This is a genomic window from Pseudomonas taeanensis MS-3 (genome assembly GCF_000498575.2).
Lineage (GTDB): Bacteria > Pseudomonadota > Gammaproteobacteria > Pseudomonadales > Pseudomonadaceae > Aquipseudomonas > Aquipseudomonas taeanensis.
Map to the genome: position 1 here is coordinate 409,629 of NZ_AWSQ01000001.1, position 24,186 is coordinate 433,814.

Annotated in this window: 21 protein-coding genes; 6 read left to right on the forward strand and 15 right to left on the reverse strand. The window is 62.1% G+C overall.

The window, feature by feature from the left end; all coding sequences use genetic code 11:
• Positions 1-119: 119 nt before the first annotated feature.
• Positions 120-1,349, forward strand: coding sequence for a phosphoglycerate dehydrogenase (gene serA, locus TMS3_RS01755; protein WP_025163521.1), 1,230 nt, complete (start codon positions 120-122; stop codon positions 1,347-1,349).
• A gap of 145 nt (positions 1,350-1,494) precedes the next feature.
• Here serA and TMS3_RS01760 read toward each other — a convergent pair whose 3' ends face one another.
• A complete protein-coding gene (locus tag TMS3_RS01760; RefSeq protein WP_025163522.1) occupies positions 1,495-1,986 on the reverse strand; it encodes a DUF523 domain-containing protein in 492 nt (163 codons plus the stop codon).
• 12 nt (positions 1,987-1,998) lie between these two features.
• Entirely contained in the window at positions 1,999-2,634 is a 636-nt protein-coding gene (locus TMS3_RS01765) for a 2OG-Fe(II) oxygenase (protein WP_029866051.1), read from the reverse strand.
• Between the two features lie 87 nt (positions 2,635-2,721).
• Here TMS3_RS01765 and TMS3_RS01770 point away from each other — a divergent pair, with 87 nt between their 5' ends.
• Entirely contained in the window at positions 2,722-3,489 is a 768-nt protein-coding gene (locus TMS3_RS01770; RefSeq protein WP_025163524.1) for a DUF2059 domain-containing protein, read from the forward strand.
• Positions 3,490-3,498: 9 nt separating this feature from the next.
• Here TMS3_RS01770 and TMS3_RS01775 read toward each other — a convergent pair whose 3' ends face one another.
• Positions 3,499-4,431 carry a phospholipase BipL gene (locus tag TMS3_RS01775; RefSeq protein WP_025163525.1) on the reverse strand — a complete coding sequence of 311 codons (933 nt, stop codon included), beginning with the start codon at positions 4,429-4,431 and terminating at the stop codon, positions 3,499-3,501.
• 286 nt (positions 4,432-4,717) lie between these two features.
• Here TMS3_RS01775 and TMS3_RS01780 point away from each other — a divergent pair, with 286 nt between their 5' ends.
• Together TMS3_RS01780 and TMS3_RS01785 are read left to right on the forward strand one after the other, a co-directional pair.
• Entirely contained in the window at positions 4,718-5,308 is a 591-nt protein-coding gene (locus TMS3_RS01780; protein ID WP_025163526.1) for a DUF6436 domain-containing protein, read from the forward strand.
• Positions 5,309-5,355: 47 nt separating this feature from the next.
• Positions 5,356-7,737, forward strand: coding sequence for a penicillin acylase family protein (locus TMS3_RS01785; RefSeq protein ID WP_025163527.1), 2,382 nt, complete (start codon positions 5,356-5,358; stop codon positions 7,735-7,737).
• A 35-nt stretch (positions 7,738-7,772) separates the two neighbouring features.
• Here the strand turns inward: TMS3_RS01785 and TMS3_RS01790 are convergent, their stop codons facing one another.
• The 12 genes from TMS3_RS01790 to TMS3_RS01845 form a co-directional block, all read right to left on the reverse strand.
• Entirely contained in the window at positions 7,773-8,114 is a 342-nt protein-coding gene (locus TMS3_RS01790; protein WP_025163528.1) for an FKBP-type peptidyl-prolyl cis-trans isomerase, read from the reverse strand.
• Between the two features lie 350 nt (positions 8,115-8,464).
• On the reverse strand, positions 8,465-10,402 hold the full coding sequence (locus TMS3_RS01795) for a DNA topoisomerase III (RefSeq protein WP_025163529.1): 1,938 nt from the start codon (positions 10,400-10,402) through the stop codon (positions 8,465-8,467).
• Positions 10,403-10,551: 149 nt separating this feature from the next.
• Positions 10,552-11,040 carry a GFA family protein gene (locus tag TMS3_RS01800; protein ID WP_025163530.1) on the reverse strand — a complete coding sequence of 163 codons (489 nt, stop codon included), beginning with the start codon at positions 11,038-11,040 and terminating at the stop codon, positions 10,552-10,554.
• Positions 11,041-11,084: 44 nt separating this feature from the next.
• Entirely contained in the window at positions 11,085-11,771 is a 687-nt protein-coding gene (locus TMS3_RS01805; protein ID WP_025163531.1) for a cupin domain-containing protein, read from the reverse strand.
• A 182-nt stretch (positions 11,772-11,953) separates the two neighbouring features.
• Entirely contained in the window at positions 11,954-12,853 is a 900-nt protein-coding gene (locus TMS3_RS01810) for an ABC transporter permease subunit (RefSeq protein WP_025163532.1), read from the reverse strand.
• Positions 12,850-13,731 carry an ABC transporter permease subunit gene (locus TMS3_RS01815; RefSeq protein WP_200929606.1) on the reverse strand — a complete coding sequence of 294 codons (882 nt, stop codon included), beginning with the start codon at positions 13,729-13,731 and terminating at the stop codon, positions 12,850-12,852. The genes TMS3_RS01810 and TMS3_RS01815 overlap by 4 nt, the downstream gene beginning before the upstream one ends.
• 26 nt (positions 13,732-13,757) lie before the next feature.
• A complete protein-coding gene (gene potA, locus TMS3_RS01820; RefSeq protein WP_025163534.1) occupies positions 13,758-14,900 on the reverse strand; it encodes a polyamine ABC transporter ATP-binding protein in 1,143 nt (380 codons plus the stop codon).
• Between the two features lie 53 nt (positions 14,901-14,953).
• A complete protein-coding gene (locus TMS3_RS01825) occupies positions 14,954-16,048 on the reverse strand; it encodes a polyamine ABC transporter substrate-binding protein (RefSeq protein WP_025163535.1) in 1,095 nt (364 codons plus the stop codon).
• 271 nt (positions 16,049-16,319) lie between these two features.
• Positions 16,320-17,414: a polyamine ABC transporter substrate-binding protein gene (locus TMS3_RS01830; RefSeq protein ID WP_025163536.1), complete on the reverse strand. Its 1,095-nt coding sequence runs from the start codon at positions 17,412-17,414 to the stop codon at positions 16,320-16,322.
• A 163-nt stretch (positions 17,415-17,577) separates the two neighbouring features.
• Entirely contained in the window at positions 17,578-18,942 is a 1,365-nt protein-coding gene (locus tag TMS3_RS01835; protein WP_025163537.1) for an aspartate aminotransferase family protein, read from the reverse strand.
• Positions 18,943-19,003: 61 nt separating this feature from the next.
• Positions 19,004-20,362, reverse strand: a complete 1,359-nt coding sequence (locus TMS3_RS01840; RefSeq protein ID WP_025163538.1) for a glutamine synthetase family protein — start codon at positions 20,360-20,362, stop codon at positions 19,004-19,006.
• A 43-nt stretch (positions 20,363-20,405) separates the two neighbouring features.
• Positions 20,406-21,158: a gamma-glutamyl-gamma-aminobutyrate hydrolase family protein gene (locus tag TMS3_RS01845; protein WP_025163539.1), complete on the reverse strand. Its 753-nt coding sequence runs from the start codon at positions 21,156-21,158 to the stop codon at positions 20,406-20,408.
• 276 nt (positions 21,159-21,434) lie between these two features.
• Between TMS3_RS01845 and TMS3_RS01850 the strand changes: the two genes are divergently transcribed.
• Together TMS3_RS01850 and TMS3_RS01855 are read left to right on the forward strand one after the other, a co-directional pair.
• Positions 21,435-22,814, forward strand: a complete 1,380-nt coding sequence (locus TMS3_RS01850) for a glutamine synthetase family protein (protein WP_025163540.1) — start codon at positions 21,435-21,437, stop codon at positions 22,812-22,814.
• Positions 22,815-23,016: 202 nt separating this feature from the next.
• A complete protein-coding gene (locus TMS3_RS01855) occupies positions 23,017-24,102 on the forward strand; it encodes an extracellular solute-binding protein (RefSeq protein ID WP_025163541.1) in 1,086 nt (361 codons plus the stop codon).
• Positions 24,103-24,186: the final 84 nt, after the last annotated feature.

A 24,186-nucleotide genomic window follows, 5' to 3' on the forward strand; every position in this document is an offset into this window, starting at 1 on the left:
GAGATCATGCTAGCATATGCCCCCCGCGAATCGAGCCCTACGTGCCGACTTGCGGGGCCCGCTCAGCATCGCCGCTGACGCTTCCCCTGACACTAATTTGTGGGACTACAGGTACTCCGATGAGCAAGACCTCCCTCGACAAGAGCAAGATCAAGTTCCTTCTCCTCGAAGGCGTCCACCAGAATGCCGTGGACACCCTGAAGGCTGCCGGTTACACCAACATCGAGTACCACACTGGCTCGCTGCCGGAAGCCGAGCTGAAGGAAAAGATCGCCGATGCCCATTTTATCGGCATCCGCTCGCGCACCCAGCTGACCGCAGACCTCTTCGACGGCGCCCATAAACTGGTCGCAGTGGGTTGCTTCTGCATCGGTACCAACCAGGTCGATCTGGACGCCGCCCGCGAGCGCGGCATTGCGGTGTTCAACGCCCCCTACTCGAACACCCGTTCGGTCGCCGAGCTGGTGCTCGCCGAGGCCATCCTGCTGCTGCGCGGCATCCCCGAGAAGAATGCCTCCTGCCACCGTGGTGGCTGGATCAAGAGCGCCGCCAATTCCTTCGAGATCCGCGGCAAGAAGCTCGGCATCGTCGGCTACGGCTCGATCGGCACCCAGCTCTCGGTACTGGCGGAAAGCCTGGGTATGCAGGTGCTGTTCTTCGACCCGCTGACCAAACTGCCGCTGGGCAACGCCACCCAGATCACCAGCCTGACCGAGCTGCTCGGCATGGCCGACATCGTCTCGCTGCACGTGCCGGAGCTGCCGAGCACCAAGTGGATGATTGGTGAGAAAGAAATCCGCGCAATGAAGAAGGGCAGCATCCTGATCAACGCCGCCCGCGGCACTGTGGTGGAGCTGGACGCCCTGGCCGACGCGATCAAGGACAAGCACCTGATCGGCGCCGCCATCGACGTCTTCCCGGTCGAGCCGCGCTCCAACGACGAAGAATTCCAGAGCCCGCTGCGTGGCCTGGACAACGTCATCCTCACTCCGCACATCGGTGGTTCCACCGCCGAGGCCCAGGCCAATATCGGCCTGGAAGTGGCGGAGAAGCTGGTCAAGTACAGCGACAACGGTACTTCGGTGTCCTCGGTCAACTTCCCCGAAGTGGCCCTGCCATCGCACCCGGGCAAGCACCGCCTGCTGCACATCCACGCCAACATCCCCGGTGTGATGAGCGAAATCAACCAGGTGTTCGCGGAAAACAGCATCAACATCTCCGGCCAGTTCCTGCAGACCAACGACAAGGTCGGCTATGTGGTGATCGACGTCGACGCCGATTACTCCGACCTGGCCCTGGAGAAACTCCAGCACGTCAAAGGCACCATCCGTAGCCGCGTACTGTTCTAACACGCCGCTGCAACGAAAAAGGGAGGCTTCGGCCTCCCTTTTTTGTGTCCATCCGTAGCCTGGCTTGGCTTAGCGAGGTATTGACCGACAGCCACTGACGACGCGACTTTCAGCGCCACATCCCCCCGCGCGCGTCTACCCCATCCTACTGCGCCTCCAACTCGCGCACCGCCGCCTCGGCAGCGGCCAGCTCATCTTCATTGAACACCCGCACCCCGGCGCGCCGCAGCAAGGCCGCAGTCACCCCCTCACCGGCGACTCTCACCCCGGTGAAGCTGCCGTCGTAATTCTCGCGATTGCCGCACGAGGGGCTGCGCGCCTTGAGCAACGCCAGGCGAATGCCGTGCCGCTCGACCAGCGTCAGCGCCTGCTCGGCGCCGGCGAGAAACGCCGCACTGACATCCTCACCGTCCACAGTCATCACCGCCAGCTGACCATCGAGCACCTGCACGCCCTGGCCGCCGGAAATTTCCGCCGGTGCTCGCGGAGTGGGCAAGCCGCCGGCGACCTCCGGACACAAGGCCACCACCCGCCCTTCAGCCTGCCAGCGCTCGAGCAGGTCGAACGGACCGTGCGCACCGCCGTCGTAACGCACGCGATGGCCCAACAGGCAGCGGCTGACCAGAATCTTCTCCATGTGCCCTCCGGCTCACATCGTACTCAACAAGGGATTGTCACCGCGCCGGCGGAACCAGCCGGTCAATGACAGGCGATCACAGGTGGTCGGCAACACTTCGTGCGGCATCTCGGCCGAGAGAAAGACCACCAGCGTACCCGCCACTGGGCTGACATCGCGCACCTCACCACTTTTCAGGTACAGACGCAGCGCGCCACCGTGCTCAGGCTGCCAGTCCTGATTGAGGTAGAGCACCACCGATACCGCCCGGCGGTCGTCGTCGCGAAAACGGTCGAGGTGCTTCAGATAGAAAGCCCCCGGTGGATACAGGGCAAAGTGGCTTTCGCAGTCTTCCAGGCCCAGGTACAAGCCGAAATTGAGGGCCTGGCGCAACTCGTCCAGTAGCGCCATGTACTGATCACAGGCCACGGATTGCCCGGCTTCCAGCCAGTCGATGCGATCGCCGCGCACCCCTTCAATCACCGCCTGGGCAACGCCGCGACCGATGCTAGCCGGCGTCAGCTCACCTTGCGCCGCACGCGTGCGGCACTCCTCGGCCAGTTTGGCGGTCAGAGTCTGTGGAGCGAACAGTGGTTGCAACGACCAGCCGTGCTCGGCCAGGTCGTCGACAATGCGCGCTAACAGCGTGTTATGGGTATCTATAGACATGTTGGCGATTCTATCAGCAGTGCCGAGTGCGCCTCGACAAGCACTCACCGGCCATTGAAAATAGTCACCCGCCAGACAGGAGTCTTTATGCGCGCCTTATGTGTTGTTTTTCTGTTGCTGTTCAGTTTGCCCAGTCTGGCTGACGGCCATCTTCAGCTGTATCAAGCGGCCGGTTGGCCGCAGCAACGGGTGCAGTTCAACGATGCCCTGAGCGCCGCGCAACAGCGCTATCGCAGCAGCCTGCCACCGGCGGTCTATCAGGCGCTGCTGGATAACAGCAACCTGCGCTTCGACCCGCGGGCGATGGATCAGCGCGCACAACGCAGCCTCAGGGACAATCTCGCCGACCCGGCACCCGCGCTGCGCTTCTTTCAGTCGCCACTGGGGCGCAAGGTGGTCGCCGCCGAACTGCTCGCCACCCGCCGCGAACAACTGCAACAACATGCAGATGGCCTGCCGCGCGTTGAGGCCAGTGCCACCCGGCGCCTGCTGATCCGCCACCTGGCCCAGGCGCTACCGGCCAAGGAAGCCGGCGCCGAAGTCAGCCTGGCCCTGGCCGGCGTTGCCGCCGACAGCCTCAGCCAGATGATCCCAGGCCTGCTCGGCGGCGGCGCCGCGCAAACGCTGCTGAACAGCCAGCGGCAACGCCTGATGGAGCAGATTGGCGAGGACCTGGACAACACCCTGCTGCATGTTTACCGCGAGCTGTCCGACCCCGAACTCGATGAGTTCGCCGACTTCGCCCAGTCCGTAGAAGGCCAGGCCTATTACCAGGCCGCCCTGGCGGCGATACGCGCCGGCCTGGCCGTGGGCCAGAGCACCTCCAGCCTGGCACCCGCGCCTCAGGGGATTTGAGCAGGCGGCTTAGGTCAGCCGCTGGCTGAGGAACTCGAAATAGCGCTGGCGCAAGGCCGGCGCTTCATTGGCCAGGTGATGCAGCGCCTCTGGTAGACGGAAAATCTCCGCCGCGGCGAACTTGTCCTGCAGCACCGCCAGGTTGTGTCGCCAATCCACCGTCATGTCCGCCTCGCCCTGGATGATCAGGGGGCTACGGGCACTGCGTGGTGCGCCTTCGATACGCGGCACCCAGCGACTCAAGGCGCCGACCCAGGCGGTGGGCAAGCTGCGCGGCTGCAGTGGGTCGCGATGCTGGACGAAGTCGAGAAAGTCGGCGTCATGGGAGTTCTCGCTGAAACGCCGGGGGATCTGCGTGACGAAGGGCTTGAGCAGGCGATAGCTGAGTTGCGACCAGGCCCAGGCGCGTGGCCGCACCAAGGGCGCCAGCAAGATGGTTTCGCCCACTTCGGGGCGCGGCTCGCCGGTCAGCAGATAATCGAGGAGGATCGCCCCGCCGGTGCTTTGCCCGCATAGGTGCCAGGGCTGCGGCAGCTCCAGCGCCGCTGCCTGGTCTAGCGCGCCTTGCAGCACGGCCTGGTATTCGGCGAAATCACCGATGCTGGCGCGCGCACCGGTAGACAGGCCATGCCCCGGCAAATCGAAGGTCAGCACGGCGAACCCCAGGCCCAGCGCCCACTCGACCACATGACGGTACAGACCGCTGTGATCGTAATAACCGTGCAGCAACACCAGGGTCGCCCGTGGTGCCTGCGGCCACCAGACTTGCACGGCGATGCGGTAACCGGCCACCTCGAAACAGCCCAGCCGACTGTGTTGCGCGCCCATCGGCTGGAACCCATAGAAATCGCGGTAGGCCTGCTCCTGTGGCAGCAAACTGGTCGCTGCGGCCAAGGGTCGCAGGCTGGCGAACAGGCTGGCGGGCTGAAAACGCACAGGCATAAGGCTTTCCATCAATCGGGCGAAGATTCCGCGGGGCAGTCGAAGCCGCGCTATCGGCTGCCGATATTCAGCTGCCGGGCGCGTCGTGGCAAGCTAGGAGCCTGTCTGACTTAACGCTGCCCTGCTGCGGAAAAGCCGGATTTGGCCATTTTCGCTGCTCTTTCTCGTTAAATAGCTCGCTATTCTCCTCGAAAAATCAGCAAAACTGACTCAACCCGGACTTGCCCTCGCAACGGACGGTCATGCCCGACAGGCCCCTAAACAACTCTTCATCGACTGATCCGCCATGCCTCGAGCCTCCCGCAAGACCCTGCTCATCAGCCTCAGCGTTATGTTTCTGGCCGCCGCCCTGCTGGCGGCCTATGGCTGGTTCGAGGCGCGTTATGTCCGCGCCTTCAGTGAACGCGCGGCAGTATTCTCCGGCGCCGGTCTGCGCCTGCCGGCCGAACTGGCCGGGCCAGGGCCGATTCGGCTGGTGCACTTCTGGGACCCGGCCTGCCCGTGCAATGTGACGAATCAGCAGCATCTGGCCGAGCTGATCGAACACTTCGCCCCGCAAGGCGTGGCCTTCTATGCCGTGCAAAAGCCGGGGAGCCGCGGCCAGTTGCCGATGACCCTGGGCGATCCGCAGCCGCTCGCCGACCTGCCCGGTGCCGAGCAGATCCCGGCCAGCCCCGCCGTGGCCATCTGGGATCGCAACGGCCAACTAGCCTATTTCGGGCCCTACAGCGAAGGGCTCACCTGCAATTCGAGCAACAGCTTTATCGAACCCATCCTCGACGCGCTGGCCAGCGGACGCCCGGTCAACGCCAGCAATACCCTGGCGGTGGGCTGTTTCTGCGAATGGGCCGCAGTGCCAACAGATGCTGTTCCCTGACTGCATGCTCGCCGTTAACAGCGCCCGCCGATAACAAGGAAGACTCGATGAAACGCAGCCTGACCGTCCTCGCCCTGCTGGTCACCGCTGCGGCGGCCGGCACTGCCTGGTACCTCCTCAGCAAGCAACCCCAGCGCGAGGGCGAACTGGCCCTGGCCCACCTGCAAGCCCCGGTCAGCGTGCGTTACGACGAACGCGGCGTGCCGCACATCCAGGCGCAGAACGAGGCCGACCTGTACCGCGCCCTGGGCTATGTGCACGCTCAGGACCGCCTGTTTCAGATGGAAATGCTGCGCCGCCTGGCCCGCGGCGAACTGGCCGAGGTACTGGGCAGCCAACTGGTCGACACCGACCGCCTGTTCCGCACCCTGGGCATCCGCGCGCACGCCGACGCCTATGCCCAGAAGGTCGACCCGCATAACCCGGCGACCCAGGCCCTGCAGGCATACCTGGACGGGATCAATCAGTACCAGGCCAGTCGCCCAGCACCGCTGGAGTTCGCCCTGCTGGGCATCACCCCGCGCCCCTTCAGCATCGCCGATACCCTCAGCGTAGGCGGCTATATGGCCTACAGCTTCGCCGCCGCCTTCCGCACCGAACCGGTACTGAGCTATGTCCGCGACCAACTGGGTGCCGACTACCTGCGGGTCTTCGACCTCGACTGGCACCCGCAGGGCGTGGTCGGCCAGCCACTGGCAGCCGGCGACTGGCAAGACCTGGGCGCCATCGCCCAACTCAGCCACGCCGCACTGGCCGACGCCGGCCTGCCGCAGTTCGAGGGCAGCAACGCCTGGGCGCTGTCCGGCAGCCGCACCGCCAGCGGCAAGCCGCTGCTGGCCGGCGACCCGCATATCCGTTTCGCCGTGCCGGCGGTGTGGTACGAGGCGCACTTGAGCGCTCCGGGCTTCGAGCTGTACGGTCATCACCAGGCGCTCAATCCGTTCGCCTCGCTCGGGCATAACCGCGACTTCGCCTGGAGCCTGACCATGTTCCAGAACGACGATGTCGACCTGATCGCCGAACGGCTCAACCCGGACAACCCCAACCAGGTCTGGTACCGCGGTCAGTGGGTCGAGCTGCAGAGCCGCGAAGAGCTGATTGAGGTCAAAGGCGCCGAGCCGGTCAAACTCATTCTGCGCCGCTCGCCACACGGCCCGCTGATCAACGACGCCCTGGGCCAGACCGCTGGCGACACGCCGATTGCCCTGTGGTGGGCCTTCCTCGAAACCGACAACCCGATCCTCGACGGTTTCTACCAGCTCAACCGCGCCGACAGCCTGGTCGAGGCCCGCGCCGCGGTGGAGAAGATCGAGGCGCCCGGCCTGAATATCGTCTGGGCCAACGCCAGCGGCGATATCGCCTGGTGGGCCGCGGCCAAGCTGCCACGCCGCCCGGCCGGGGTGAACCCGAGCTTTATCCTCGACGGCAGCAACGGCGAGGCGGAAAAATCCGGCTATTACCCCTTCACCGATAACCCTCAGGAAGAAAACCCGCCGCGCGGCTACATCGTCTCGGCCAACTTCCAACCACTGTCGCCCAGCGGCATCGAGATCCCCGGTTACTACAACCTGCCCGATCGCGGTCAGCGGCTGAATCAGCGCCTGACCGATACGTCGGTCAAGTGGGACCTGCACAACAGCCAGGCGCTGCAACTCGACCCTGGCAGTGGCTACGGCCCGCGTGTGCTGGCACCGATTCTGGATGAGTTGCGCGCGGCCGCCGTCGACGACGGCGAGCGCGCCCTGGTCGAACAGCTGGCCCGCTGGAACGGCGACCATGATCTCGATTCGAGCGTCGCCAGCCTGTTCAACCAACTGGTCTACCAGCTGAGCGAGCGGGCCATGCGCGATGAGTTGGGCGACGCCTTCTTCGACAATCTGCTGTATACCCGCGTGCTGGACGTCGCCTTGCCCCGCCTGACGGCCGACGCTGATTCGCCCTGGTGGGATGACCGCAGCAGCACTGCCGTGGAAGGCCGCAGCGAGACCGTCAAGGCCGCTTGGCGGGCGAGCATCGCGCACCTGCGACAGACCCTCGGCGACGCCCCGACTGACTGGGCCTGGGGTAACGCCCACACCCTGAGCCACGGTCACCCGCTGGGTCAGCAAAAACCGCTGGATAAGCTGTTCAACGTCGGCCCCTTCGCCGCGCCGGGCGGCCACGAGACGCCGAACAACCTGTCACACCGTATCGGCCCGGCGCCCTGGAGCGTGGTCTACGGGCCCTCGACCCGCCGCCTGATCGACCTGGCCGACCCCGAGCACAGCCTGGGCATCAACCCGGTTGGGCAGAGCGGCGTGCTGTTCGACCGCCACTACAGTGACCAGGCCGAAGCCTACAGCGCCGGCCAGTATCAACCGCAGCACCTGAGCGAAACGGATGTGGCGGCCCACAGCCGCAGCACCCTCAACTTGATACCGCTGCGCTAGGAGTCAGGCTCTGGCAGAGCTCCTGCGGAGCGCCATCAATCGTCGCGGGTCAGCACTTCCAACAGCTCGATCTCGAAGATCAGGTTCGAGTTCGGCTTGATATGCGCGCCGAACTGGCTGTCGCCATAACCGAGACGGGACGGCACGAAGAGTTTGCGCCGGCCGCCGACCCGCATGCCCATCAGCCCCTGATCCCAGCCTTTGATCACCCGTCCGGTGCCGATCACGCACTGGAAGGGCTTGCCGCGATCATAGGAGGAGTCGAACTTGGTACCGTCTTCGAGAAAGCCGTTGTACTGGGTGGTGATCAGGGCACCTTTGACCACTTCCTTGCCGTCGCCCAATTGAAGGTCCTCTACCTGCAATTCGCTGCTCATGACTCGCTCTCGCTCATTAGCTCGCCCATGCCGGGCTGTGACCGACATGTTTTCCCAAAAAACCCGCTGTCGCAAGCGTTCCAGCCCCTCAAGGTCATTGTGGTTCGTTTCACCTAGCAGGCCGTTAAAAACTGCTGCGTTCGGCTAGGGTCTGTTGCCGTTTCATTCGCGGCCGCGCCGTAGCCTGTTTTGGCGCGAGGCAAGACACGAGGAGCGCAGTTTGGTTGTTCCAAATGAGCNNCCGCTGTTGTTGCAGGACTTGACAAGGGAATGACCATTACCTGCGTCCTGCGCCTAACCGGGGACCATTTCTCGCGGCAACGCGGCTCACAATGAAACGGCAACAGACCCTAGGCTGGCTTTCTCGCGCGCTTAGCAGCCGCGACCCTGGGCTTGCCCGCCTTCCTCTTGTTCTTCCAAGGCGCGGCGCCACGACCGGCCGGGCTCGCCGGACCACTGATGGTCAGGCGCAGGCCGGCGCAGCGCTGTACCTGCTTGCTCATCCAGGCCGACTGCTTGGCCACGAACTCCTCCAGGCTCATCTCGCCACTCTGCACCATGTCCAGCGCCTGCTCCCAGATGGCGGTGGTGCCGGGATCGGCGATGGCGCGGGGCACGGCGTCGATCAGGCTGAAGGCGGCGGGCGTGGCAGCCAATGCCTTGCCCTGTTTGAGCAGGTAGCCGCGGTCCAGCAAGCCCTGGATGATCCCGGCGCGGGTCGCCTCGGTGCCGATGCCGGTGGTGTCCTTGAGTTTCTGCTTGAGTCGAGGATCGGCGACCAGCTTGGCGACGTTCTTCATCGCCTTGATCAGATCGCCCTCGGTATAGGGCTTCGGCGGCTGGGTCCACAGATCCTTGAGCGCCACCTCCGCGACTGCACAGTCCTGCCCCTCGCTCAGCGCCGGCAGGGTTTGCACCGCAGGCCCTTCGCTGCCCTTGCTCGGCGCCAGGGCTTGCGGCAGGGCACGCTTCCAGCCGGGCTCGACGATTTGCTTGCCCACCGCACGCAAGGCCTGACCGGCGCAGTCGAAGTCGGCCTGGGTGCGGTCGTACTCGTGGTTGGGCAGGAACTGCGCCAGATAGCGCGCGCGGATCATGCTGTAGACCGCGCGTTGCTTGCCGACCAGGCGTTCCAAGTTCAGCCCGGCGGCGGTCGGGATGATGCCGTGGTGCGCGCTGACCTTGGCATCGTTCCAGGCCCGAGAGCGGCGCTGCGGCTCGATATGTTGCAGCAGCTCGCGCAGGCTCGGATCGGCACGCCCCAAGGCCGCCAGTATCACCGGGGCCTCGCCGTGCTGGCTGAGCGGCAGGTAGCCGCAGTCGCTGCGCGGGTAGGTGATGACCTTATGGGTCTCGTACAGCGCCTGGGCGATGTCCAGGGTTTCCTGCGCGCCGAGGCCGAGCTTCTTGGAGCAGACTTCCTGCAGGGTGCCCAGATCGAACGGCAAGGGCGCGGCCTCGCGCATGCGCTCGGTGCGCAGCCTGACCAGCCGGGCGCTGGCGGCATTGCGCATGGCCGCCGCAGCCTGCTGCGCGAGCGCCTGGTTCAGGCAGCGACCGTGCTCGTCACAGGTGTCATCCGCGGCGCGCCATTGGGCGCTGAACGAAGCGCCGTCACCGAGTAGCTGGACCTCGATGGCCCAGTAGGCGACGGGGATGAAATCGGCAATGCTGCGGTCGCGGTCCACCACCAGGCGCAAGGTTGGCGTCTGCACCCGCCCCACCGGCAGCACGCCTTGATAACCGGACTGCTGGCCGAGCAGGGTGAACAGCCGGCTCATGTTCATGCCGATCAGCCAGTCGGCGCGCGAGCGACCCAGCGCCGCGTGGTACAGGCTGAAAGTCTCGGCGCCGGGCTTGAGTGCGGCCAGTGCCTTGCGGATCGAGGCATCGTCCAGGGCCGATAGCCAGAGCCGCAGGATCGGTCCGCGATAGCGGCAATGCTCCACCAGCTCGCGGGCGATCATCTCGCCTTCGCGGTCGGCATCGGTGGCGATGACCAGCTCATCGGCTTCGCCGAGCAGACGCTTGACCGCCTTGAACTGGCCGGCGGTCTTGGGTTTGACCAGCATTTTCCAGCGTTCGGGGATGATCGGCAGGTCACTCAGCACCCAGCGTTTGTAGCGGGCGTCGTAGGCATCCGGCGGTGCGGTTTCCAGCAGGTGGCCGATGCACCAGGTCACGGTCACATTGCTGCCTAACCAGCAGCCGTCGCCACGCCGATTGGCCTGGAGCATCTTGGCGATGTCCTTGGCCTGGGAAGGTTTTTCACACAAAAAAAGCCGCATGGCTGCCATCACTCATGGTCGCGATGGCGCAAAGCATGTGCAGTCATGGCCGCTCAGGCAAGCTTTATATGTATATCCATACAGCAAAAAACTGCCAATAGCCTTGCAGCCAGGCTTTGGCCTGGGTCGAAGGCCCTTCTGCCTCGCCGTCAGCGACTCAACCCAAGCCGCTCATGCCACTCGGCGATAGACTCTTCGGGATAGCCGGCGAATTGTAGATCGCCAGGCTGCGCGTCGACCTCGACCCAGGACGCCTTGGAATCCAGCAGCAGATGAGTGTGTTCCGGCGGCACTGGGAGAGGCGAGTCGATCGCCGAGGCGAAGGGATGGATCAGCTCCGGCCACTCCGGGCTGAATAGCCAGAGGGCGCTGCCACAGAGTCGGCAGAAATGCCGCTCGGCGCTGCTGCGCTGGGCGCGACGCTGGCCTTCACCCTTGATCTTGGCGTGATACACCGATATCTGTTTGCGGCCCCTGACCTTCAGACTCCGCGCATCGCCGGCCAAGTTGATCGCGTAACCACCACCGCCCTGGGTTTTGCGGCAAATCGAGCAGTAGCACCGCTGATAAGGGTAGGGATGGGCGCTGGTAAGACTGAAAACCACCGCACCGCAATGGCAGGAACCTTGGAGCTGCATGGGTGAGCCTCCTGGTGAGCGGACAGAGTCAGCCGGCTATCAGGCTACCTCGCTACAGGCGGAGTGAGTGTCTGCTCCGCGAGGTGCCCGGTCTTCACCCACAGCCGGCACCCTTGCGAACCTGTGCGGGCCTGGAGCGACTCCCCTGCAGGTAAGCGCAACCAGGAGTGTTTGACGAATGTTTCGTCGTTGCTACTGAACGCCCCATGCAATACCAGCACTTCGATACCCCCTGCCACCGTGAGATCGATGCTCGAGTCAGGAGCCCACAGCTCCAGGCGTACATCCTCCCGTGCATCCTGAAACAGCGGTATATGGCAAACGCCTGGTCTGCCGGGGACTGGTAGATAAGGCAGTCTGTTAGTGTCGATCCGCACAGGGGTGCGGTCCTCCGGGGCGAATTGCCAGAGTTTGACGAAGATCGTGCAGCCCTCTGCCGAGCGGGGGACGTGCTGCGAAGTAGGCGGGTTGCGCACATAGGTGCCCGCCGGATAGTCACCATGCTCGTCCTGGAAGACACCGTCCAATACCAGAAACTCCTCACCACCGTCATGCACATGCGCAGAGAAACTGCTGCTTGCGGCATAGCGCACGACAGAGGTGGCACGTGCCACCTCCGCACCGACCCGATCCAGCATGCGCCGGTCCACACCAGGCATCGGCGAGGGTGTCCAGGCCAGCGAGTCGCTGTGTACGACCGCCCGCAGGCTGAAGTCGGCGTTCAGTTGCATGTATCTACTCCTGTTCAGGCCAAGGCGATGATCTCCACGACTGAGAATTTATCACCGGCAAGGTATGGCTGGTTCGCCAGTACTGGAAACAGATCAACTGCCACAACAAAGCAGCGGTCTGTTTCGGCCAATAAACACAAAGGGCCACCGCAGTGACCCTTTGTGTTTATGCAAGCAGCGACCTAAGCCGTTGCGTGGACCTGCGACGGATCGCGGCGGCTGTCCGGGCCCTGCTGCTCGCGGATGCCCGTGGTTTCTTCCATGGCTTGCTGAATGGCCTTCTTGCGTCTGTGCTCGGCACGACGGGCGAAGAACCAGATAATGAAAGTCATCAGCGATACCGACAACAGAATCAGACTGGCGATCGCATTGATCTCCGGCTTCACACCCAGACGCACGGCAGAGAACACCTCCATCGGCAGGGTGGTAGAGCCTGGGCCGGAGACGAAACTGGCCAGCACCAGGTCGTCCAGCGACAAGGCGAAGGACATCATGCCGCCGGCCGCCAGGGATGGCGCGATCATCGGAATGGTGATCAGGAAGAACACCTTCAACGGCTTGGCGCCCAAATCCATGGCCGCCTCCTCGATGGACAGATCCAGTTCACGCAGACGCGAGGACACTACCACTGACACGTAGGCGGTACAGAAGGTGGTGTGGGCGATCCAGATGGTCAGGATGCCGCGCTCGGCCGGCCAGCCGATCAACTGGGCCATCGCTACGAACAGCAACAGCAGCGACAGACCGGTGATCACTTCCGGCATCACCAGCGGTGCGGTGACCAGCCCGCCAAACATGGTGCGGCCCTTGAAACGAGTCACCCGAGTCAGCACGAAGGCCGCCAGGGTACCCAGAATCACCGCGGCGATCGCCGTGTAACAGGCGATCTCCAGGGAGCGCATCACCGCGTTCATCAGCTGGGTGTTGTCGAGCAGGCCAACGTACCACTTGACCGACCAACCGCCCCACACAGTGACCAGGCGCGAGCCGTTGAACGAGTAGATCACCAGGATCAGCATCGGCAGGTAGATGAACGCGAAGCCTACCCACAACATTAGGCGGGAGAAACTGAAACCTCTCATGCTCTACCCTCCATTTCTTTGGCCTGGTTACGATTGAACAGAATGATCGGGATGATCAGGATCGCCAGCATCACCACCGCCAGGGCGGAAGCCACCGGCCAGTCGCGGTTGTTGAAGAACTCCTGCCAGAGCACCTTGCCGATCATCAGCGTCTCCGGGCCACCTAGCAGTTCGGGGATGACGAACTCGCCGACCACCGGAATGAACACCAGCATGCAGCCGGCGATGATGCCGTTCTTCGACAGCGGCACGGTGATTTTCCAGAAGCTGTTGTAGGTGCTCGAACCCAGGTCCGCAGCGGCCTCCAGCAGGCTCTGGTCGTGCTTGACCAGGTTGGCGTAGAGCGGCAATACCATAAACGGCAGGTACGAGTAGACGATGCCGATATACACCGCGACGTTGGTGTTGAGGATACGGATCGGATCGTCGATCAGACCAATGCTGAGCAGGAAGCTATTGAGCAAACCGTTGCTACTGAGGATACCCATCCAGGCGTACACGCGGATCAGAATCGCCGTCCAGGTCGGCATCATGATCAGCAGCAGGAACACCATCTGCATGTCCTTATCGGCACGGGCGATGGCATAGGCCATCGGATAACCGATCAGCAAACACAGCAGGGTGCTGAAGAAGGCCATCTGCAACGAGCCTAGGTAGGCGGCCAGGTACAGGTCGTCTTCACTGAGAAAGATGTAGTTGCTCAGGTTGATGACAATCGACAGCTGCTGCTCCGCCCAAGCGTAGATCTCGGTATAGGGTGGAATGGCCACGTCGGCTTCGGCGAAGCTGATCTTCAAGACGATGATGAAGGGCAGCAGGAAGAACATGAACAGCCAAACGAACGGCACGCCGATGACGAAGTGCCTGCCTTTTGGCATGCGGCGACTGATACTTCGGGAAATATTCATGAGCGCAACGCCACCCCGCTATCGTCCTCCCACCAGACGTAGACTTCGTCATCCCAGGTCGGCCGCGCGCCACGCCGTTCGGCATTGGCGACGAAAGACTGGACGATCTTGCCGCTCGGCAACTCGACATGGAACACCGAATGACCGCCCAGGTAGGCGATGTCGTACACGGTACCGCGCGACCAGTTGTGCTCGCCGGCGGGCTTTTCCGTAGTGAACAGCAGTTTCTCCGGACGAATCGCGTAGGTGATGCTCTTGTCCTGTACCGAGGTGCTGACGCCATGGCCGACGAAGATATTGCGCTCAAGGTCCGGGCTGTCGATCAAGGCATGGCCTTCGGCGTCTTCCACCACCTGGCCCTCGAACAGATTGACGCTGCCGACGAACTCGCAGACCAGGCGACTGGTCGGGGTCTCATAGATATCCACCGGGCTGCCGATCTGGGCGATCCAGCCCTGGTGCATGATGGCCACACGCTGGGCCATGGTCATGGCCTCTTCCTGGTCGTGGGTCACCATCACGCAGGTCACGCCGACCCGCTCGATGATCTCTACCAGCTCCAGTTGCATCTGCGAGCGCAGCTTCTTGTCCAACGCGCCCATGGGCTCGTCGAGTAACAGCAGCTTGGGGCTTTTGGCCAGCGAGCGAGCCAGGGCCACACGCTGGCGCTGTCCGCCTGACAGCTGATGCGGCTTGCGCCTGGCGTACTCGGTCATCTGCACCAGTTTGAGCATTTCCTCGACACGGACTTCGATCTCGGCCCTGGGCATCTTGTCTTGCTTGAGGCCGAAGGCGATGTTATCGGCCACGCTCATGTGCGGGAACAGGGCATAGGATTGGAACATCATGTTGATCGGCCGCTCGTACGGCGGCATATCGGTGATGTCTACGCCGTCGAGGAAGATGCGTCCATCGGTCGGTCGCTCGAAACCGGCGAGCATGCGTAGCAGGGTGGATTTGCCCGAGCCCGAGCCACCGAGCAGCGCGAAGATCTCACCCTTGTTGATGGTCAGAGAGACATCATCGACGGCGACCGCTTCGTCGAATTTCTTCGTCACCCGTTCGATCTTGACCAACACCTCTTTGGGTTGCTGGTCTCCCTCAAGAACCTTTTTATAGGTACTGGAAGCAACTGACATTACCAAAACTCCCGCAAAAATTGCGTCCGACCCCGGCGGTCAGACGTTTGAAATTACCGACCTGATTTGACCTTGGTCCAGCTACGGGTCATGAGCCGCTGTACTTTGATCGGCAACTCCGCCGAGATAAACAACTTGTCCAATACGGTTTGCGGCGGGTACACCGCCTCGTCGTGGCGTACGTCCTGATCCATCAACTCACCAGCTTTGGGGTTGGGATTGGCGTAGCCGACGTAATCGCTGACCCCGGCGATCACCGCCGGCTCCAGCAGGTAGTTGATGAAGGCGTGGGCTTCCCTGGCGTTCGCTGCATCGGCTGGAATGGCGAGCATGTCGAACCACAGGTTGGCGCCCTCTTTGGGAATCACATATGCAATTTCAATGCCTTTACCGGCCTCTTCGGCGCGAGCGGCCGCTTGCAACATGTCGCCGGAGAAACCGGCCGCCACACAGATGTTGCCGTTAGCCAGGTCACCGATGTACTTGGACGAGTGGAAGTAGGTGACATAAGGGCGCACGGCCAGCAGCTTGGCTTCTGCCTGGGCATAGTCGGACGGATTTCTGCTGTTCGGGTCCAGGCCCAGGTAGTTGAGCACCGAGGGAATCATCTCATCGGCCGAATCGAGAAAACTCACCCCACAAGTGGCGAGCTTCTTGATGTTTTCCGGTTCGTAGAGCACCGCCCAGGAGTCTATTTTGTCGACGCCGAGCGCTGCCTTGACCTTCTCGACGTTGTAGCCGATGCCGTTGGTGCCCCACAAGTAAGGCACTGCATATTGGTTGCCCGGGTCGTTGACCTGCAGCTGCTTGAGCAGTGCCGGGTCGAGGTTGTCCCAGTTCGGCAGCTGGGCGCGGTCAAGCTTCTGGAACGCACCGGCCTTGATCTGCTTGCCGAGGAAATGGTTGGAAGGCACCACCACGTCATAGCCGGAACGCCCGGCGAGCAGTTTGCCTTCGAGGGTTTCGTTGGAGTCGAACACGTCGTAGAGCGGCTTGATGCCCGTCGCCTGCTGGAACTCGGCGAGGGTGTTCTCACCGATGTAATCGCTCCAGTTATAGATATGTACGGTCGACTCGGCCTGGGCCGTAGCCGCCAAGCCAAGCGCCAGGGCACCGGCTGTCAGGGTTGCAGCGAAGGGAGTACGCATACGTGAATCCTCTTTTATCGGGCAGCCCCGCAAGGGCCAGCTCTCTATCGGAAAAGTCGCTCTCTGCTCAGCGTGCCGCTACCGGCCACCCCGGACGGCACGGCAATACCGCGCTCCGCAGCCATGGCGCAGATGATCGTGACTCGCTGAATGGCGCGCGCACAGAGGCGCCCAGAAGAGGTGTACAACGCATGCAAACTTCCTTCTTATTGTTTGGGTTTCTGGCGGGTTATCCCGCCAGAAACTGGGTGCTACTTGGGATCTGCCGGACTTAACGTCCCGATTTCACCTTGGTCCAGCTACGCGTCATCGCACGCTGCACTTTCGGGCTCAGCTCGGTGAAGGTGTAGAGCTTCTTCGAGGCCTCTTCGGTCGGGTAGATACCCGGGTTATTGCGAATTTCCTCTGACACCAACTGCGTGGCGGCGCTGTTGCCGTTCGGGTAGGCCACGTAGTCGGAGATCGGCGCGATCACTTCCGGGGTGAGGATGTAATTGAGGAAGGTGTAGGCCGCCTCGACGTTCTTGGCATCGCCTGGGATGGCCATCATGTCGAAGAAGGTGGCGGCACCTTCCTTGGGAATGGCGTAGGCGACCGGCACGTCGTTCTTCGCTTCCTCGGCGCGAGCCTGGGCCTGGAACACGTCGCCGGACCAGCCGACCGCTACGCAGATGTTGCCGTTGGCCAGATCGGAGATGTACTTGGAGGAATGGAAATAGGTGATATGGGGGCGCACCTTGAGCAGCAGCGCTTCGGCGGCCTTCACGTCTGCCGGGCTTTTCGCGATCGGGTCCTTGCCTAGATAGTGCAGCGCTGCGGCGTAGATTTCCTCAGGCGCATCGAGCATGGCGACACCACAGGACTTGAGCTTCGCCATGTTCTCCGGCTCGAACACCGCAGCCCAGGAGTCGATCTTGTCTACGCCCAGCGCGGCCTTGACCTTGGCCGGGTTGTAGCCAATGCCAGTGGTGCCCCACAGATAGGGGAAGGCGTACTGATTGCCCGGATCGGCGGCTTCCAGAGCCTTCATCAGATCGGGGTTGAGGTTCTTCCAGTTCGGCAGCTTGGACTTGTCCAGTTTCTGGAACACGCCAGCCTTGATCTGCTTGGCGAGGAACTGGTTGGACGGAACCACCACGTCGTAGCCCGAGCCGCCTGAAAGCAGCTTGGCTTCCAGGGTTTCGTTGCTGTCGAAGACGTCGTAGACCACCTTGATGCCGGTTTCCTTCTGGAAGTTGTCCAGGGTGTCCTCAGCGATGTAGTCCGACCAGTTGTAGACGTGCAGCACCTTATCCTCGGCCTGCGCAGCACTTGCTACAGCGCCCGCAAGGGACAACGCGAGAAGGGTTTTGCCGAATGTTTTCATGCGTGCAGCTCCTGTTGTTGTAAAAGTTTTCCGCCAGATGGCGCAGCCCAACTGCACCATCCTCCGGTGAGCCTGGCCAACGCACTGCTGCAGTCTGGCAAGGTCATGCGACTCTTTACAACTTTCAGACATAACAAACCGAAAGCCATAAAGCGCACCTGCGTTAATCGCGCAGCGCCTCGGCGGTCAGATCCAGGCATTTACGCGCCTTGTCCACCAGTTCGTCGACCTCCGCCTTGCTGATCACCAGCGGCGGAGCAATGATCATGGTGTCGCCTACGGCGCGCATGATCAGACCATTGTTAAAGCAGTGACCACGGCAGATCATGCCGGCGCCCGCCTCGCTCGGATAACGCTCGCGGGTGGCCTTGTTCTTGACCAGTTCGATGGCGCCGAGCAGCCCTACACCACGTACCTCACCCACCAGCGGATGCTCCGCCAGTTCGCGCAGACGCTGCTGGAAGTAGGGCGCCGTGTCGGTCTTGACCCGCTCGACGATCTTTTCCTCGCGCAGGATGCGGATATTTTCCAGCGCTACCGCCGCCGCCACCGGATGTCCCGAGTAGGTGAAGCCGTGGTTGAAATCGCCGCCGGCTTGAATCACCTCGAATACCTTGTCACTGACGACTAACCCACCCATCGGCACATAGCCCGAGGTCAAGCCTTTGGCGATGGTCATCATGTCCGGCTGGAGGCCGTAGTAGTCGCTGCCGAACCACTCACCGGTGCGACCGAAACCGCAGATCACTTCATCGGCAACGAACAGGATGTCGTACTTGGCAAGAATCTCGCGGATACGCGGCCAGTAGCTGTCCGGCGGAATGATCACCCCACCGGCACCCTGAATCGGCTCGGCGATAAAGGCACCTACATTGTCTTCGCCGACTTCGAGGATTTTTTGCTCCAGCTGATCGGCGGCCCAGACACCGAACTCGTCCGGGCTCATGTCACCTCCCTCGCCAAACCAGTACGGCTGCGGGATATGCACGATGCCCGGAATCGGCAGGTCGCCCTGCTCGTGCATGAACTTCATGCCGCCCAGGCTGGCGCCGGCCACGGTGGAACCGTGATAGCCATTGACCCGACTGATGATGACCTTCTTGTTCGGCTGGCCCTTCAGCGCCCAGTAGTGGCGCACCAGGCGCAGCATGGTGTCGTTACCTTCCGAGCCGGAGCCGGTGAAGAACACATGGTTCATGCCTGGCGGCGCGATCTCGGCAATGGTCTTGGCCAGCTCCAGAACCGGCGGGTGGGCAGTCATGAAGAAGGTGTTGTAGAACGGCAACTCCTGCATCTGCTTATAGGCAGCATCCGCCAGTTCCTTGCGCCCATAACCCACCGCCATGCACCACAGCCCGGCCATGCCGTCGAGGATCTTGTTGCCCTCGCTGTCCCACAGGTACACCCCCTCGGCGGTGGTGATGATCCGCGGGCCCACTTCCGCCAGCTGCTTGTAATCGCTGAAGGGCGCCAGGTGATGCTCGCGGCTCATGGTCTGCCACTCGCGGGTTTTCGGGTTGCTAGTCATATCCACCTCAGAATGTGTGCATTTACCGGGGGTCGACGGATCACGCGCCGCCCTCGTTCGGTCAAACCGACAACAGCAGGAACTCGCGTTCCCAGGAGCTGATCACTCGCTTGTAATTTTCGTGCTCGGCGCGTTTCACCGCGACGTAGCCGCTGACGAACTTGCGGCCCAGGTACTCTTCGAGGGTCGCGCAGGTTTCCATGCGCTCCAGTGCGGCCTCCAGGGTCAGCGGCAGGCGCAGGTTGCGCCGCTCGTAACCGCGGCCGACGACCGGGGCACTCGGCTCGATCCGTTCGACCATGCCGATGTAGCCGCACAGCAGGCTGGCGGCCAGGGCCAGGTAAGGGTTGGCGTCGGCACCGGCCAGGCGGTTCTCGACCCGACGACTCTGTGGCGTGGCATCCGGCACGCGCAAACCGACGGTGCGATTTTCCTCGCCCCACTCGACGTTGACTGGCGCTGAGGTGTCCGGCAGGAAACGGCGGAACGAGTTAACGTTGGGAGCGAACAGCGGCAAAATTTCGGGGATGAATTTCTGCAGGCCGCCGATGTGATGGAGGAACAGTTCGCTCATCGAGCCATCGTCGTTGGAGAAGATGTTCTTGCCGGTCTTCTTGTCGATGATGCTCTGGTGCAGGTGCATGGCACTGCCCGGCTGATCGGTGATCGGCTTGGCCATAAAGGTCGCCGCCACGTCGTGCTTCAGCGCGGCCTCGCGCATGGTGCGCTTGAACACCAGCACCTGGTCGGCCAACGATAACGGGTCACCGTGACGGAAGTTGATTTCCATCTGCGCCGGACCTTCCTCGTGGATCAGCGTATCGAGATCCAGGCCCTGAATCTCACACCAGTCGTACATGTCCTCGAACAGCGGGTCGAATTCGTTCGCCGCATCGATGGAGAAGGACTGGCGCCCGGTTTCCGGGCGGCCCGAGCGGCCGAGCGGCGCCTGCAACGGAAAGTCCGGGTCTTCACAGCGCTTGGTCAGGTAGAACTCCATTTCTGGAGCGACGATCGGCTGCCAGCCTTTGTCGGCATACAGACCCAGAACCTTCTTGAGAATGTTGCGCGGCGACAACTCGATCGGGTTGCCCTGCTTGTCGTAGGTGTCGTGGATCACCTGGGCAGTCGGTTCGATGGCCCAGGGCACCAGAAATACGGCATTCTCATCCGGGCGGCAGACCATATCGATATCAGCCGGGTCGAGCAGGGCGTAATAGATGTCGTCCTCGACGTAATCGCCGGTGACGGTTTGCAGCAACACGCTCTCGGGAAGGCGCATGCCTTTCTCGTCAAGAAACTTGTTGGTCGGCGAGATCTTGCCACGGGCGATCCCGGTAAGATCGCTGACCAGGCATTCAACTTCGGTGATTTTGCGTTCTTTCAGCCAGCTGGAGAGCTGGTCTAATTTGGTGCTCATAGAGACCTCAGGGTTTATAGAAACCGACTTATTTATAGCCGGTTCAGCGGTGCCCCGCCCTCTTCCTGCAAGCCTCACCAAAGGCCTGGAAGATGGCGAGATAATTCGGGTCGGATCGTACCTGCCACTCGGGATGCCATTGCACCCCCAGGGCAAAATTCTGTGCACCTTCGACAGAGAAGGACTCGATCAACCCGTCAGGCGCCAGTGCTTCGACTCGAAGGCCAGGCGCCAGACGCTCAACGCCCTGACCATGAATGGAGTTGACGGTAATCTCGCTCGGCAAGCCGATACCGGCGAGTACGCCGCCCGGCTGTACCTGCAACGGGTGACTGGGTGCATACTGCACCTCTAGCGGCTGATTCTCCGGCTCGCGATGATCCATAAAACCGTCGAGCTCGTGCACCTTCTGATGCAGGCTGCCACCGAAGGCGACGTTCATTTCCTGGAAGCCGCGACAAATACCCAGTATCGGGATACCCGCCGCTACAGCGGCCTTGATCAACGGCAAGCTGGTACGATCACGTTCGGGATCATGTTGGGTGCCCGGCGCGCTGGCTGGCCCACTATAATGATGAGGCTCGACATTCGAGGGCGAGCCGGTGAACAGCAGACCGTCCAGATTATCGAGCAGGGTGGGCTGATCGATCAGCTCGCCCAACGAAGGAATGATCAGCGGCATGCCACCGGCGCCGAGCACCACGGCCCGCAGATACTTGTCGCCGGCTATGTGGTAGGAGTGCAGACCGATCTGCTTGGTGCAGGCGGTGACGCCGATTAACGGCAGATGTGACATGAGGCACCCGTTTTATTGCTGTTATGGGTTTGAAGCGAGCTTAGCCTTGTTCATTTTTTTTCACAATAGTCATGTAAAAAATTGAACACACTCTGCTGAGCACCGCGCCGGCCAAGGCCGAGACGCCATAAGCGATGCCCTGAAACGCCCTATAAATGGCCACATTGCCCTTTTTAAGGGCGCCTCACGCGTCACTTGACAGCGCCTAGCGTTTAAGATTGACTCACCATTGTGCATTCGCATGATTGATATTTTTAACAAAAAAGGTGTTGCATCATGTCGGTACCCCCGCGTGCCGTTCAGCTTAATGAAGCGAACGCGTTCCTTAAGGAACATCCTGAGGTCCAGTTCGTCGACCTTCTTATTGCAGATATGAATGGCGTGGTGCGCGGCAAGCGCATCGAACGCGCCAGCCTTCACAAGGTGTACGAAAAAGGCATCAATCTTCCCGCCTCTTTGTTTGCCCTGGATATCAACGGCTCCACGGTGGAAAGCACCGGCCTGGGCCTGGATATCGGTGACGCTGACCGTATCTGCTACCCCATCCCCAATACCCTGTGCAATGAACCCTGGCAGAAGCGCCCGACCGCGCAACTGCTAATGACCATGCACGAGCTGGACGGCCAGCCTTTCTTCGCCGACCCGCGTGAGGTGCTGCGGCAGGTGGTGCAGAAGTTCGACGAACTAGGCCTGACTATATGTGCGGCTTTCGAACTTGAGTTTTACCTGATCGACCAGGAGAACGTGAACGGCCGTCCGCAGCCGCCACGCTCGCCGCTTTCCGGCAAACGCCCGCACTCGACCCAGGTTTACCTGATCGATGACCTCGACGAATACGTCGACTGTCTGCAGGACATGCTGGAAGCCGCCAAGGAACAAGGCCTGCCGGCCGACGCCATCGTCAAGGAAAGCGCCCCGGCGCAATTCGAAGTCAACCTGCACCACACTAACGATGCGCTGCTGGCCTGCGACCATGCGCTGCTGCTCAAGCGCCTGATCAAAAACATCGCCTACGACCATGAGATGGACTCGACCTTCATGGCCAAGCCCTACCCGGGTCAGGCGGGCAACGGTCTGCACGTGCATGTCTCGTTGCTCGACAAGGAAACCGGCAAGAATATCTTCACCTCCGAAGACCCGCTGCAGAGCGATGTACTGCGCCATGCCATCGGCGGCATCCTGGAGACCATGCCGGCGTCGATGGCCTTCCTCTGCCCGAACGTCAACTCGTACCGTCGCTTCGGCGCGCAGTTCTACGTGCCCAACGCTCCGAGCTGGGGCCTGGACAACCGCACCGTGGCCGTTCGCGTCCCCACCGGCAGCCCCGACTCGGTGCGTATCGAGCAGCGCGTCGCCGGTGCCGATGCCAACCCCTACCTGATGATGTCGGCAATTCTCGCCGGTATTCATCATGGTCTGACCAACAAGATCGAACCGGGTGAGCCGATCGAAGGCAACTCCTACGAGCAGCTGGAGCAGAGCCTGCCGAACAACCTGCGCGATGCCCTGCGCGAGCTGGACGACAGCGAAGTGATGAACAAGTACATCGATCCTAAATACATCGACATCTTCGTCGCCTGTAAGGAAGCCGAGCTGGAAGAGTTCGAGACCACCATCTCCGACCTCGAGTACAACTGGTACCTGCACACCGTGTAAGCACTACCCGACGCCGGCCTTGAGCCGGCGTCGTTTTATCTGGCTCGACCTAGCCCTAAGCGCACACCCCGGCCGCGCGCTCACGCTCGTGGCGGACTAACGCTGCCCGGCATTCAGCCGTCCTGCGCCCGCAACACCCGAACCCAACGGCCACGCCGGATGGCGCGGCCCTATTGCATTCACTGCACTCAGGGAGATGCCCATGCCTCGCTTGTTCGCCGCGCTACTGCTCGCACTGACGCCCTTGCTGGTAAGCGCCAATGAAACCGTTCAGCCGCAAGATCGCGAGGAGATGATTCGCGTCTACAACTGGAACGACTACATCGCCCCACAGGTGCTCAAAGCCTTCGAAGCCGACACCGGCATCCGCGTCGAATACCGCACCTTCAGTACCGCCGAAGAATTGAGCGCGGCCCTGGCCAGCGGCGAAACCATCGATGTCGCCGTACCCACACACAACGATCTACCCGCCCTGATCCGCAGCGGGCAGCTGCAACCCCTGGACTTCAATCGCCTGCCCAACCGCACACACCTGGACAAGGGGCTGCTGAGCAAACTGGCCGCAGTCGACCCGAACAACCGCTACGCGGTGCCTTACCTCTGGGGCATGGTCGGTCTGGCGATCAATACACCGCAGGCTGAAGCCGCCTACGGTGGACCGCTGCCGGAAAGCTGGAGCCTGCTGTTCGACGAAGCGCAGAGCAGCCGCCTGGCCAGCTGTGGTATCAGCGTACTGGACGCACCGGATGAGACCCTGTCGCTGCTGCTCAATTACCAGGGCCGCAACCTGGTACGTAGCGCCCCGAGTCGCGTCGAGCGCGCCGGCAAACTGCTCGACGCCTTGCGCCCACATTTGAAATACGTCGACAGCGAGCGCTATATCGACGACCTCAACAACGGCCGTTTATGCGTGGCAATGGCCTGGGTCGGCGACGCCCTGGCCGCAGCCGACGCCGGGCAACCGGTACGCTTCGTGGTACCGACAGAGGGCTCGACATTGTTTATAGATAACCTGGTGATTCCCAGCAGTGCTCGGCGCGCCGATCTCGCCCACCGTCTTATCGACTACCTGATGCAGCCGCAAGTCGCCGCGCTGATCACCGAAGAAACCCTCTACCCCAACGGCAACGCCGACTCTCAGGCATTTCTCGCCGAAGCCCTACGCGAGCAACCCGGCCTCTACCCGGACCGCGACACCAAGCGACGCCTGTTTGCCCTGGAGGCCATGCCGGAACAGCATCGCCTGATCCGTGACAAGCTATGGGCACGCTTTCGCGCCGACCAATAAAACGGCCCATAACCTGTATTCTGGGTAGAGCGCAGCAAAGTCCAGCTCCGGACTTTGCTGGGTTTCGCCAAAAAAAGCGGCTCT